This is a genomic window from Rhizobium sp. SVR5-9E (assembly GCF_056755095.1).
Map to the genome: position 1 here is coordinate 18,489 of NZ_JBNDHS010000073.1, position 12,770 is coordinate 31,258.

Below are 12,770 nucleotides of genomic sequence, written 5' to 3' on the forward strand. Positions count from 1 at the left end.
CAGCAGCGGGAAACTTTCTATGCGGAATATCTTCATATTAAACGGGCCGAACCTCAATCTGCTCGGCCAGCGCGAGCCGGAAATTTACGGTCATACCACTTTCGACGAGATCCGAAGCTGGTGCAGGTCGGACGCTGCCGAGCTTGGAATTTCCATCGATTTTCGCCAGTCGAATTTCGAAGGCGAGATCATCGAGGCGATCCATGCCGCCCGCGAGCAGGCCGCCGGAATCATCATTAATCCAGCCGCCCACACCTTTACCTCTATCGCCATCCTCGATGCCCTGAAGATGTTCAGCGGCCCGAAGATCGAACTTCACATTTCAAACGTACATCAGCGCGAAGCGATCTATCACAAGTCGCTGGTGTCAGTGACGGCAACCGCGGTCATGGCCGGTTTCGGAGCCTACGGCTACCGCCTCGCCTTGCGCGCAATGGCGGAGATGATAGCATGACGCGTATTGCTCTTATGGGTGCCGGCCTCATCGGCCGCGAACATGCCGATCTTCTGAATTCGCACCGCACTGCCGAGATTGTCGCGATCTGCGATCCGGCGCCGGAGGCCGCGCAACTGGCAAACCGCCTTGGCGTGCCGCACTTCACCGATTTCGATCGCATGCTGGACGAAACGAAACCGGACGGTGCTGTTATCGCTTTGCCGAACCACCTTCATGCGCCGGCGGCACTTGCCTGCATCTCGCGCGGTATCCCGTGCATGGTCGAAAAGCCGATTGCAGAAAGCATTGCGTCGGCTGCGCGCATCGTCGAAGCATCCGAACGGTCGGGCGTTCCAGTTCTGGTTGGACATCAGCGCCGCCACAGTCCCGATATCCGTGCTGCCAAGCAGGCGATCGAGAAAGGCGAACTCGGCCCGCTCGTTGCCGTCAATGGCATGACCCTGTTCGACAAGCCCGACGACTATTTCAACACCGAATGGCGCCGAAAGATCGGTGGCGGTGTTCTGCTCATCAACCTGATCCATGATATCGACGTGCTGCGCCATCTGGTGGGCGAAATCGAAAGCATCCGCGCCTTTACCTCGTCCGCGCGACGTGGCTTCGAGGTTGAAGACACGGCCAGCATTTCGATCCGCTTCGTCAACGGTGCCCTTGGCACGTTCCTCATCTCGGACGGCGCCGTCAGCCCCTGGGCTTGGGAGTATACGTCGGGCCAGGCACTCTATCATCCGACGCAGCCCGGGCCATGCCTGTTTCTGACAGGCCGGAAGGCGGCACTTTCGGTGTCGGACATGTATCTCTGGCGCCATGCCAACGAGAATGAGCATTGGCAGCATCCGCTGGTTCGCGAGCATCGTCCGGGTGACGGATCGCTGACCTATGTCAATCAGCTCGATCATTTCGTCGATGTCATCAATGGTAAAGCAGCGCCGCTCATTACTGCGCGCGACGGCATGGCGACGCTTGCCGGAACCCTTGCGGTCGACCTGGCGGCGCGCGAGGACCGAACGGTTACGCTCACTGAAATGCTCGCTGCGGGCAAGGTTGCGGCATGACCAGAAAACTATCGCTTTCCTTTCTCACATGCCTCGGTACCGGGCCGGAAGAATCCGTGCGGGCGGCCGCCGATGCAGGCTATGACTATGTGGGATTCCGCCTTCTTCCGGCGCTACCCGGAGGGCTCGCCTTCCCACTGATGGACGACCCCGCAAGGCTACGGTCGCTACGAAATCTCATCGAAGACAGCGGTATCGGTGTTTTCGACATAGAGATCGTTCGCCTCGCTGCGGACTTTGATCCCGATCCGCTTCTGCCGTTTCTCGAATGTTCCGCTCGCCTTGGAGCACAGGCCGTTCTCGTTGCCGGCGATGATCCGGATGAGGCGCGCCTGACGGCGTCCTTCGTCGCCCTTTGTGAGGCGGCGAGCGATTTCGGCCTCTCCATAAATCTCGAATTCATGCCTCAGTCAGAACTTCGCGACCTTGCCGCGGCGCTGCGGGTGCTGCAGGCGGCCGGCCAGCCCAATCAGGGCGTCATCATCGACGCACTCCACGTCTCGAGGTCCAGGACGCGCGTGGACGAGATTGCCGCCGTACCCCGGGAATGGCTGCATTACGCCCAGATCTGTGATGCGCCCGCCGAAATCCCGGATAGCCGCGAGGCGCTGAACTACACGGCCCGTCACGCGAGGCTGATGCCGGGTGACGGCGCGCTCGATCTTGGTGCAATGTTTGCGGCACTTCCCGCGGATCTGCCGATCGCAGTCGAGATCCCGAATGATCGCCAGTCCGCCGGATTGTCGCCGGCAATCTGGGCAAAGCGAGCAAGAATGGCTTCGCTGAACGTGTTGAACCCAACCGATACCAGGAATGCAAAATGATCGATCCGACAACCAAAACAATTCAAGGCGAGGCCGTGCCTGCACTCGGCTTCGGCACATTCGAGCTGAAAGGACCGGAAGGCGAGGCCGCAATCCGCACGGCGATCGAACTCGGCTACCGCCAGATCGATACGGCGATCCGTTATGGCAACGAGGTCGAGGTCGGCCGGGCGGTGCGCGCCAGCGGCGTGCCCAGGAACGAACTCTTCATCACCACCAAGATCTGGTTCAACGATCTGGCGCCCGAAACCGTCGCGCGCCGCGTCGACGAAAGTCTCGAAAGGCTGGAATTGGATCAGGTCGACCTTCTGCTGGTCCACTGGCCGAGCAAGGAGTCCCCGCTCGGCGAGACGCTGGCCGCCTATGCTGAGGCCAAGGCACGAGGCAAGACCCGATTGATCGGCGTCAGCAACTTCACCTTCGCCCTGTTGAATGAAGCGCTCGATGTGCACAAGGCCGAGCTGTTCTGCAATCAGGTTGAGTATCATCCGTTCCTGTCGCAGGAAAAACTGCTGTCGCGCATGCGCCAGGCCGACATGCTGCTGAACGCCTACCAACCGATCGCGCGCGGCAAGGTCTTTTCCTCCGACCTCCTGAATGACCTTGGCCGAAAATACGGCAAGTCGGCCGGCCAGATCACCCTGCGCTGGCATATCCAGCAGGCCAATGTCGGAGCGATCCCGCGATCGTCCAGGCTCGAAAACATCCAGTCCAACCGCGACATTTTCGATTTCGAGCTTTCGCCGGAAGACATGGCGGCGATCCACGGCCTTGCCCGTGGCGAGCGCTATACCCGCTTCGATTGGGAACCGGAATGGGATTGAGCCGCAAGCTCGCGGGGAGGGATGAGAATGACACTTGATTTCAGCGTGGTCACCGACGTTTGGCAAAGCCTGGCCTTCGGCGCATTGGGAACCCTGTTTCTCGCCGTGACCGGCATGGCCATCGCTACCATCATCGGCGTGTTCGGCGTCGTGATCCTTAGATCCCACATGCGGGTGCCCTCTTTTCTGGTTACGGCCTTTGTCGAGGTGACACGCAACACGCCGTTTCTCGTCCAGATCTACTTCATTTTCTTCGCATTGCCGCTCGCCGGCATCAGGTTGAACCCTACCGTCACCGCCATCCTTGCCTTGGGCTTGAACGGCGGCGCCTATGCGATTGAAATCATTCGTGGCGGCGTCGAAAGCATTCCAAAAGGGCAGACCGAAGCGGGGCTGGCGCTCGGGTTGCACAAGCACGAGATCTTCCGGCTGATCATCCTCAAACCCGCCCTTCGTGCCATCTACCCGTCATTGGCCGGTCAATTCATCCTGCTGACCCTGACAACGGCGATCTGCACCTCGATCTCCGCCTACGAATTGACCTCCGTCGGGCAGCGGATCGAGGCCGAGACCTTCCGCAGTTTCGAAACGTATTTCACGCTGACAGGCATCTACCTGGTGATCTCGCTGGTCACCATGTGGCTCCTGGCGGCAATCGGCCACCGGGCCTTCAACTATCCACAACGTTGAGGAGGACGCAAGATGGGAATGCAGGAAATTACCTACCTTCTGCAAGGGCTTGGCTGGACGCTTATCCTCACGGCAATCGGCTTTGTGGGTGGTATTGCGTTCGGTATCGTCGTGGCGCTGGCGCGCGTGTCGAAGGTCTTTTGGATCCGTATGCTTGCCATCGGCTGGATCGGCCTTTTCCAGGGCACGCCACTGTTGATGCAATTGTTCGTTGCTTACTTCGGCCTTCCGCTGCTTGGCTTCGATTTGCCGGCCTGGGGTGCCGTCAGCATCGCGCTCACCGCCCACGCTTCTGCGTTTCTCGGCGATATCTGGCGGGGTGCCATACAAGCCGTTCCGAAAGGCCAGACGGAAGCCGCCGATGCGCTCGGTCTCCATACGCGCAGCCTGATGGTCGATGTGATCATGCCCCAGGCATTCAGATTGTCGCTGCCGGCGACCGTCGGTTTTCTCGTGCAGCTTCTGAAGGGCACGTCGCTTGCTGCGATCGTCGGATTCATCGAGCTCACGCGTGCCGGTTCGATCGTCTCAAACCAGATTTACAAACCGCTCCTCGTCTTTGCCGTCGTGGGTGCGCTGTATTTCGTGATGTGCTGGCCGCTATCCCTGTGGGGCCGTGGCATCGAGCGGCGCATGGCCGCCATCGCCTCCAAATAGAAAGGAACAATCGTGACCAATACCAAGTCGATCAGCGCCGCGAGCGAGCAGAACACCAACCAGCCCATGGTGGTCATGCACGAGGTGGAAAAGTGGTACGGCGCCTTTCACGCACTCAAGAAGGTCAGCCTGACTGTCTCAAAGGGTGAGAAGATCGTGCTTTGCGGTCCGTCCGGGTCGGGAAAGTCAACCCTGATCCGCTGCATCAATCGCCTGGAAGCAAGCCAGGGCGGTGAGATCCTTGTGGCGGGACATCGCGTGAAGGATGACCAGAAGGCCGTGGACGCGGTGCGCCGCGAAGTCGGTATGGTGTTTCAGCAATTCAATCTCTTCCCGCACAAGACGGTCCTGGAAAACTGCACGCTCGCGCCGATGCGGGTGCGAAAACTGTCGCGGGCCGATGCCGAAGCCACAGCTCGCAAATATCTTGATCGCGTTCGTATCGGCGATCAGGCTCACAAGTATCCAGCGCAACTGTCGGGCGGACAGCAACAGCGCGTTGCCATCGCCCGAGCATTGTGCATGGAGCCAAAGGCCATGCTGTTCGATGAACCGACATCGGCGCTCGATCCTGAAATGGTCAAGGAAGTTCTCGACACCATGGTCGGGCTCGCCCGTGACGGAATGACGATGATCTGCGTGACCCACGAAATGGGTTTCGCGCGCCAGGTCGCCGATCGGGTCATCTTCATGGCCGACGGCGAGATCGTCGAGGAAAACGATCCCGAAAATTTCTTCCGGGCACCTAAGCACAAGCGGACGCGAGCTTTCCTCGGCGAAATTCTCGCCCATCACTGAAGGCTTGCCGGCATCGTCTGAAAATTCACGCGACATTTGAGATGCGGGAGGCATCGCATGCACCGGACATTGGCTGAAACCGGTCAAACCTATGACGTGGCTGTTCTTGGGGGAGGGGCCGGGGGACTCTCCGCCGCGATCTTTGCAGCACTGGAGGGCGCGCGCGTGCTACTTGTTGAAAGCTGCGAATATCTTGGGGGGGCTTCTGCCTTTTCAGCGGGAACGACCTGGATACCGCTGACACGCCACTCGGATGCGATCGGTGCGAAGGACAGCTACGACAAAGTATCGAGTTTCCTGGATCGCGCCGTCGGCAATCAAAGTGCGGCAGCACTCCGCGATGCCTTTCTGCGCGCTGGGCCTGGTGTTATCGACGCCCTTGAAGACAAGGCGGGCGTATTGTTTCGGGCCCGTCCCTTCCACCCGGATTACATGGCTGAACTGGATGGCGCCTCCACTTTCGGTCGAGCGCTGGAGCCGGTGCCGTTCGAAGCGGCCCGTCTTGGTGCAAACCTGAAACTGATCCGTCCGCCGATTCCGGAATTCACAGTGCTTGGCGGCATGATCGTCGATCGTGACGACATTGCCCATTTGCTGAAACTCGGGAAATCGTTGAAATCGACAGCCTATTCGGCGCAGCTGATCGCCCGGTATTACATCGGCAGGCTACGTTTTGGCCGCGGCACGCGCCTCGTCATGGGAAATGCGCTGATCGGGCGTATGCTGACTGCCGCCCTGGAACTTGACGTCGACATCCTCACGGAAGCCGAAACAACCGCCTTCTCTATGAACGATAAGGGCGTCAATGGACTGACGCTGCGCCAGAACGGAACCGAACGGACAATCAGGGTGGGGGGTGGAACGATCCTGGCCTCGGGCGGATTTGCGCAGCACGAGCGGCTGCGTCGCGAAAAACTGCCCGACCCGCAGCCGGAATTCAGCCCTGCCGCACCAGGAAGCAAAGGCATGCTGCATGAGCTTGCCTTTGCCGCTGGTGCCTATCACGGCGATACGGCGCAGCAGCCCTGCTTCTGGGCGCCGGTGTCGCGGCGGCGCCGCAAGGATGGATCGATGGCGATCTTCCCGCACTTCGTCTTCGACCGGTCCAAACCTGGCATCATTTCGGTGGGGCGCGACGGTCGTCGGTTCGTCAATGAAAGCACCAGTTATCACCGCTTTGTCTCGGCGATGTACGCGCTCAACAGGGATGGCAGCCATATACCGGCCTATCTTGTCGCCGATGCCAAGGCACTGAAAAAATACGGACTGGGAATGATCCGTCCCGGAGGGGCCGACATCCAGCCTTTCCTTGCCGACGGCTATCTCACCGAGGGAAGAACACCGGAAGAGCTGGCAGCCGGGCTCGGTATCGATGCCGTTGGTCTGAAAGACAGTGTGGCGCGCATGAATGCCTATGCGAAGACCGGGATCGATCCCGACTTTTCGCGGGGCACGACGGTCTATGAAAAGGCCAACGGCGATCCCACACACGGACCGAACCCGAGCCTTGGTCGACTTGAAACCCCTCCCTTTTACGCGGTCCGTCTGTGGCCGGGCGATATCGGATCGGCGACAGGCCTCGTCGGAGACGAAGACGGTCGGCTTTTGCGCCGCGACGGGACGGCAATCGAAGGTCTTTATGCCTGCGGAAACGACCTGCAGTCGATCATGGGCGGCGCCTATCCCGGCCCGGGGATCACGCTTGGGCCTGCCATCGTCTTCGGTGCTTTGAGCGGGCGCGATGCAGCGCGGCGAGCGGTCCGTTCGAAGACAAGCGCATGACGCTGCGGCGATATCCGCGAGCCTGATGTGCAGTCACAGCTAGGATGGAGAAAACGCTATGAAGACGTCCATTGCGACCGTGTCGATCAGCGGTGATCTGAAAGAGAAGCTCGAAGCGATCGCGAAGGCTGGTTTTGACGGCGTCGAGATATTCGAAAACGATTTCCTGATTTTTGATGAAAGTCCGCGGAATGTCGGCCGGATGGTACGAGATTTTGGGCTCGAGATCACACTCTTCCAGCCATTCCGTGACTTCGAGGGCATGCCCGAGCCCTTCAGGACGAGAACTTTCGATCGCGCCGAGCGCAAATTCGACCTCATGCAGGAGATGGGCGCGGATCTGGTCCTTGTCTGCTCGAACGTGTCGCCCGTTGCAATCGGCGGGATCGACCGTGCCGCCGCCGACTTCCACGAGCTCGGCGAGCGCGCTGCCAAACGCGGAATGCGGGTCGGTTTCGAAGCCCTCGCCTGGGGGCGCCACATCCATGATCACCGTGACGCATGGGAAATCGTCCGCCGCGCCGATCATCCGAATATCGGCCTGATCCTCGATAGCTTCCACACGCTTTCCCGCAGGATCGACGTCAACTCCATCCGGTCAATTCCAAAGGAGAAAATCTTCATCGTCCAGCTTGCCGATGCGCCGTTGATCGACATGGATCTGCTTTATTGGAGCCGCCATTTCCGCAATATGCCCGGCGAAGGCGACTTGCCGGTCCTTGACTTCATGAAGGCCGTCTCCGCAACCGGTTACGACGATTATCTTTCGCTTGAGATTTTCAACGACCAGTTCCGCGGCGGATCCACGAATGCGATCGCGCTCGATGGATACCGATCGGTAGCCCGGCACCAAGCTTCAACCAAGCAATGGCGATGATGAGCCCGAGCGACCGCGCATGAACCCTACTTAGCAGGGTTCGTATTCCAGATATCCCGATGCAGTCGCCATTCGCCGTCGTCGCCCTTCTTCCATACGACAATGTATTTGCCGGTTTCCTCGCTGGTCTTGCCGTCCTTGCCGGGGATTTTGATCGAGTAGGTGCCCTCCTCATACGCGAAATTGCCACTCTCCTCGACCTGCGCCGCTTTCAGTGTCAAATCGGTCAATCCGGCATCAATCCAGCCCTGCCACATCGTCTGAATGCTTTCGCGGCCGGCGACCCGGTTCTCGTTGGGGGGAAACGCTACTGCGTCTTCGGTATAGTGTTGACCCAGGCCTTTCGCATCCTTAGCGGAAAACTTGGCGACGAAGTCGGCAATGTTCGCCTCTATGCTTGATTGAGCTGTCTGGGCACCGGCAGGTTCACCAGCGCCGATAACGAGTGCGATGAAACAAAAAGACACTAGAAAGTAGCGCATCGAAGTCCTCCCTTGGGCGATTCCGGCACTTGTTCTTGGCCTATGGGCACAACTTTATACCGGCAGCCTGGTCAGAGCAAACAACGCTGCGGTTAATTCCTAATCGCATCGCCACGGGCAACGCATGGTGGCCGAACTGACGCTTCTGAAGGAGCGTGTACTCCGACGTTTGTTGGAGTTCGGCTATTCTACTTCGCCACGGCGAAGGCTCATCTTTCGCCGTTTCTGACTCTGTTTCTGTAGCGCTCTCGATCCTCTTCGGAGGCACCGGTCACTACATCCTGCACGAGCACGCTCCGCGACGCTGGCGTGAGCCACGGCTTCGATGGATTTTCTTGTTCCCACAATAGCTTCGCCAGGCGCTCGATCTCGTCGTCTTTCATGAGACGCTCCCATGGTTAAGCCATGCCATCTGAAAAACGCATGGCATGAGAAGTTCGCTCAAGCGCTCGCCAAAGGCAAGTTTCTCGGTGTCCACAGAGGCTTTGGGAATTTCTTAGAGTTATCGGAATGGAGGATTTGCTTCGATCCAGCTGCCCGTGTCTTTGTGGTATCGCTCGTGCTTATGGTTGTGCGTCAACTCGGACACCATCAGCCTGTCGTTCTCTTGAAGGAACTGCTGATAGTAATCGTGAACTTCGGCAGCCGTTCCGCCGCGCAAGCGAAGGCGTATCTCACCGTGGCGACGCTCGTTGCGAGGATGTATGACGCGTGGCTGCCTATCGGCGCAGCAATCCGAAACGCTCGCCGGGCGACAAAAGCGGCGATCGATGCAGCAGACACAGTTGAGGACGCGCAGGCGGCGGCAGACGCGGTAGTGTTGCCGACTCCTTTAACGGGGGAGAGCGAAGATGGTGAGTAAAGTCTGGTTTGCCAACAGCGGTCATCGTTCCGAACAGGTCTCATCCAGCCGCCGCTGGCTAAATCCGTAAGGTTGAGCAGGATTACGGCCGCCTAGAGGTATTCATCTATCCGGCAAACATAATCGAGCAATCGTGATTGCCTGAAGCTGTTGCCTGTCGTTGCGTTTGTGTAAAAAAGGGGAGGCATGTCTCGGGGCATGGTAAGCCAATGCGAAAACTCTCTTTCATTGCCACCACTGTTGGCTTGTTCGTAGCGGCTTCCGGCACCGGTGGGGAGCCTGCTCCAAAAGATATGCCAATCACTTTGAATTCGATATCGCTCAACATTCCGACGGATTACGGGCAACAGAAGGCTACAGGCTTCAAGCCCCGGCGGGACCTCGCATCATGGCCGCTCAGCCTACCATTGGACTGGGACGCAGATCCGTTCCGCGACAGGAATTGGCGCTTTCACCTCCATGCGTGGAGAATGACGGATCCGATTCTTGATCGGTATTCGAAAACCGGCAATGCGGCGTACCTCGACGAGACCATGACCTACATCCGTGACTGGTATTACTTTCATTTGGTTGAAGGCAAAACGACCAAGTTCAGTTGGTACGACATGGCAGCGGGTCTAAGAGCCATGCATTTGGCTTTCCTTGAAGAACAGATCGTAATGGGTGAGTGGAACCCCTCCTCGGAAGACCGAAGCATCCTTCGGAAACTAGCAGTGGTTCATGCGAACCGCTTGCAGGAAGAGGATTTCATAAGCTCCGGCAACCATGGGCTCTTTCAAACTGTCGGCCTCGACATGCTCTGCCAAGAGTTCGCCGATCTTTCCGAGTGCCGTAGGGGGCGAGCATTTGCCGCGAAGATGTATGCCAAGATCGCTGGCAGCCAGTTCACGGACGAGGGGATACATCGGGAAAATTCGCCCCAGTATCATAGGTTCGCTTTGACTGCGATCGAGAACGTCGGTGGCGCCGACAGGTTCAACTTGCCTGATCTGCGGCGGAAGTTAGACCTAGCCCATGAAGCATGGCCTTACCTTATTTTTCCGGATGGCAATGTCGTACAGGTTGGTGACACGGAAGGTAGAGGTGTTCCCTTAAAGGCTCCGGACAAGGATGCCGTCAGAATGGATAACGGGAAAGAGTTCTCAGTACGCGACTGGTCAAAATCTGGTTACATTGTTATCCGGTCAAATCCGCCGCAGCATGACTCCATGCTCTTTGTTACCGGCATGAATGATGTCAAAAGTGGGCACAAGCACGCCGACAACCTGAGTTTTGAGCTGTTTGAACACGGCCGGCAAATCTTCGTAGACAGCGGAAAGTTCTCCTATAACAAGAACGCTTACCGGAACTACTTCAAGAGCGCAGCCGCACACAATACCATCAGCATCGCTGGCAAGCCGCAGACGCCGGATGACGTAAAACTCAATGGATCGAGCTTGAAACCCTTGGAAGTCGGGAAAAACGACTTCATGGTGTCGGGCGCTGCCGACTTCCCAAATCTTGGGTTCACGCAGGCGCGGAAGATCACCTATGCGCCAGCTCGATCCCTCGTTATTGCGGACGCGATTACGTCCGACAACGCCAGAGACTTTGTCAGTACGCTTGTCTTTCCTCCCGATCTTATTCCGTCGATGACCGATCACGGTTTTGAACTGCCGCTTGCCAATGGAAAGCGCATTGTCGGCCGGGTTGAGCAGGACGGATGCCGAGTCGAAAGTGTCAGGGGGCAAGAAGATCCGCCGCTTGGCTGGATAAGCCTAAAATATCTCGAGAAGATGGCTACCACCGTCGTTCGCGCGATCTGCCATGGGAGAGACCTTAACATCACATGGCAAATCAATCTTGATGCTTCATCCTCGTAGCGCGCCTCGTCGGAATCGAACTCAAAATTGAGACGAACGAAAGTCGTCCTTTGGGCGGCTTTTCTTTTCCCACATCGGAAAGTCAATCAACAGCTCAAAACTCTACGCGGCCTCGAGGTTCCGGGGAGGCGGAGACCCGGCAGAAAGTCTGGGGTGCTACTGAGTCTCCTTTTGCCGCAGGGAGGGCGTGTTCACCTTACGTTAATCAGCGCAGGTCCAACGTCCCTCCGCAAAAATAGCGAAGGAATTGAAATGAATGTGATGAAAGCAGTTTGCACCGGGATCGTCGCGATTTGCATCGGCGCCACTTCTTTGACGTCTGTCTCTGCCGCTCCCTTGCAGTCTATTCGTCCTGTAATCGTTGAAAATATCGATGTGGTTCAGGTCCGCGACGACCATCACCGGCGGCCACATCACGGCTCCGTCAGTCGCGATCGGCATGACCGCTACGTTCACCGTGAACACGGTCGCCGCGGCTACTACCACGGATATCGCGGGTATCACGAACACCGCCATGGGTATCGACGCCACAGCGATGGGCTTTGGTATCCAGTAGCAGCTTTCGCGCTCGGCGCAGTTATCGGCGGGGCTATTACCACCCGCTAGGCTGGTCATCTCACGAGCAGCATGTCTGCTGCCTTGCTTCTATAAGGCTCCCTCGCGGGGGCCTTTTTTGTTGCCAAAAGGAACCAGAAATGAACCGCCAAAACCTCTACGCAGCTCCGTGAAGGAGACCCGGCATAGGGTTGTTGGTGGGTTGCCGGGTCTCCTGGTGCCGCGCTGGGGTTCACGAGCGCCGACAACTTGATCGGCGCATGTCGATCGATCCACCGCAATGATCCGGCAAGGATAGCGTCCGGTTAATATCCACCGGACACGTCTCTGTCCGACACATCATCATATTTTTGGAGATCAACAATGCAGGTCCTCGACCGCGCAAATGAATTCGCGCGCTCTCTCGCCAAGGTGCTTATCATCGAAGGCGGCTATTCCAACAATCCGAAGGATCCCGGCGGCGGGTGATGTCAGGTTAAGTTCTTGAAGTACGCGTTCGACAAGACGTGTGGGTCAGGCAACTGTCTCGGCCACGGCCTTCCAATGTGCGATCGCCCTGAGGCGGTGTAGATGGACAGCGATAGCTGAGTGTTTCGAGCGCGGCGGCACGAAGAGATTTCGGACTGCCGAGAAGACGCTTGTGAAGCGTTGCAGCGCGCCTGGCGAGCGAAACCGTTGCATCAGCCGTTCCCGTTTTCGCAGTGGCAAATGCGAATTTTTCGGCGCGATTGTTCAGCCCCTTGAGCGGTCGATGCTCGACCGTGGGCATGATCTGACGCTGTGCCGCGCCCTAGGAGCGAAGCTTGTCGGCGACAATGCGCTTCGACAGGCCTCCCTGGTTCTTCATCAGCCGGATCAGCAGGCGTTTAGCAGCCTTGGTGTTGCGGCGGGTCTGGACGATCTCGTCGAGCACGTAACCGTCCTGATCGACGGCGCGCCAGAGCCAATGTCTTCTCCCGCCGATCGTCACGACCAGGCGAGTGGCGCAGGGGAGTTTCACCCCGCGCTCTCTCAGAACCGGACGTGATACTCTCGCATCATCCGG

General features: G+C 58.2%; 14 protein-coding genes and 2 pseudogenes. 13 read left to right on the forward strand and 3 right to left on the reverse strand.

Annotation, left to right across the window (positions count from 1 at the left end):
- The first annotated feature begins 19 nt into the window (after nt 1–19).
- The 9 genes and pseudogenes from aroQ to ACPYOJ_RS25570 form a co-directional block, all read left to right on the forward strand.
- Nucleotides 20–454, forward strand: a complete 435-nt coding sequence (gene aroQ / locus ACPYOJ_RS25530) for a type II 3-dehydroquinate dehydratase (RefSeq protein ID WP_481418743.1) — start codon at nt 20–22, stop codon at nt 452–454.
- Complete coding sequence (locus tag ACPYOJ_RS25535) at nt 451–1,512, forward strand: Gfo/Idh/MocA family protein (RefSeq protein ID WP_481418744.1); 1,062 nt, start codon at nt 451–453, stop codon at nt 1,510–1,512. The genes aroQ and ACPYOJ_RS25535 overlap by 4 nt, the downstream gene beginning before the upstream one ends.
- A complete protein-coding gene (locus ACPYOJ_RS25540) occupies nt 1,509–2,336 on the forward strand; it encodes a sugar phosphate isomerase/epimerase family protein (protein WP_481418745.1) in 828 nt (275 codons plus the stop codon). Before ACPYOJ_RS25535 ends, ACPYOJ_RS25540 begins: the two co-directional genes overlap by 4 nt.
- Entirely contained in the window at nt 2,333–3,160 is an 828-nt protein-coding gene (locus ACPYOJ_RS25545) for an aldo/keto reductase (protein ID WP_481418746.1), read from the forward strand. Before ACPYOJ_RS25540 ends, ACPYOJ_RS25545 begins: the two co-directional genes overlap by 4 nt.
- Nucleotides 3,161–3,181: 21 nt before the next feature.
- A complete protein-coding gene (locus ACPYOJ_RS25550; protein WP_481418747.1) occupies nt 3,182–3,850 on the forward strand; it encodes an amino acid ABC transporter permease in 669 nt (222 codons plus the stop codon).
- 12 nt (nt 3,851–3,862) lie between these two features.
- Nucleotides 3,863–4,507, forward strand: coding sequence for an amino acid ABC transporter permease (locus ACPYOJ_RS25555; protein WP_481418748.1), 645 nt, complete (start codon nt 3,863–3,865; stop codon nt 4,505–4,507).
- 75 nt (nt 4,508–4,582) lie between these two features.
- The gene (locus tag ACPYOJ_RS25560; protein WP_481418756.1) at nt 4,583–5,305 is read left to right on the forward strand and encodes an amino acid ABC transporter ATP-binding protein; all 723 of its coding nucleotides are present in this window, start codon (nt 4,583–4,585) and stop codon (nt 5,303–5,305) included.
- A gap of 57 nt (nt 5,306–5,362) precedes the next feature.
- Nucleotides 5,363–7,087, forward strand: coding sequence for an FAD-dependent oxidoreductase (locus ACPYOJ_RS25565; RefSeq protein ID WP_481418749.1), 1,725 nt, complete (start codon nt 5,363–5,365; stop codon nt 7,085–7,087).
- A 58-nt stretch (nt 7,088–7,145) separates the two neighbouring features.
- Nucleotides 7,146–7,928 (forward strand): annotated as a pseudogene (locus tag ACPYOJ_RS25570) (sugar phosphate isomerase/epimerase family protein); the annotation flags it as partial.
- A gap of 62 nt (nt 7,929–7,990) precedes the next feature.
- Here the strand turns inward: ACPYOJ_RS25570 and ACPYOJ_RS25575 are convergent.
- Both ACPYOJ_RS25575 and ACPYOJ_RS25580 read right to left on the reverse strand, forming a co-directional pair.
- Nucleotides 7,991–8,446, reverse strand: a complete 456-nt coding sequence (locus tag ACPYOJ_RS25575; protein WP_481418750.1) for a YybH family protein — start codon at nt 8,444–8,446, stop codon at nt 7,991–7,993.
- Between the two features lie 209 nt (nt 8,447–8,655).
- A complete protein-coding gene (locus ACPYOJ_RS25580) occupies nt 8,656–8,829 on the reverse strand; it encodes a hypothetical protein (protein ID WP_481418751.1) in 174 nt (57 codons plus the stop codon).
- A gap of 11 nt (nt 8,830–8,840) precedes the next feature.
- On the opposite strand from ACPYOJ_RS25580, the gene ACPYOJ_RS25585 reads away from it, so the two are divergent.
- The 4 genes from ACPYOJ_RS25585 (at nt 8,841) to ACPYOJ_RS25600 (ending at nt 12,193) form a co-directional block, all read left to right on the forward strand.
- A complete protein-coding gene (locus ACPYOJ_RS25585) occupies nt 8,841–9,308 on the forward strand; it encodes a hypothetical protein (protein WP_481418752.1) in 468 nt (155 codons plus the stop codon).
- 209 nt (nt 9,309–9,517) lie between these two features.
- Nucleotides 9,518–11,170: a heparinase II/III family protein gene (locus tag ACPYOJ_RS25590; protein ID WP_481418753.1), complete on the forward strand. Its 1,653-nt coding sequence runs from the start codon at nt 9,518–9,520 to the stop codon at nt 11,168–11,170.
- Nucleotides 11,171–11,543: 373 nt separating this feature from the next.
- On the forward strand, nt 11,544–11,726 hold the full coding sequence (locus tag ACPYOJ_RS25595; protein WP_481418754.1) for a hypothetical protein: 183 nt from the start codon (nt 11,544–11,546) through the stop codon (nt 11,724–11,726).
- Between the two features lie 362 nt (nt 11,727–12,088).
- Entirely contained in the window at nt 12,089–12,193 is a 105-nt protein-coding gene (locus tag ACPYOJ_RS25600; RefSeq protein WP_481418755.1) for a glycosyl hydrolase 108 family protein, read from the forward strand.
- A 45-nt stretch (nt 12,194–12,238) separates the two neighbouring features.
- On the opposite strand, the pseudogene ACPYOJ_RS25605 reads toward ACPYOJ_RS25600, so the two are convergent.
- Nucleotides 12,239–12,701, reverse strand: a pseudogene (locus tag ACPYOJ_RS25605) (IS6 family transposase); the annotation flags it as partial.
- Nucleotides 12,702–12,770 lie beyond the last annotated feature (69 nt).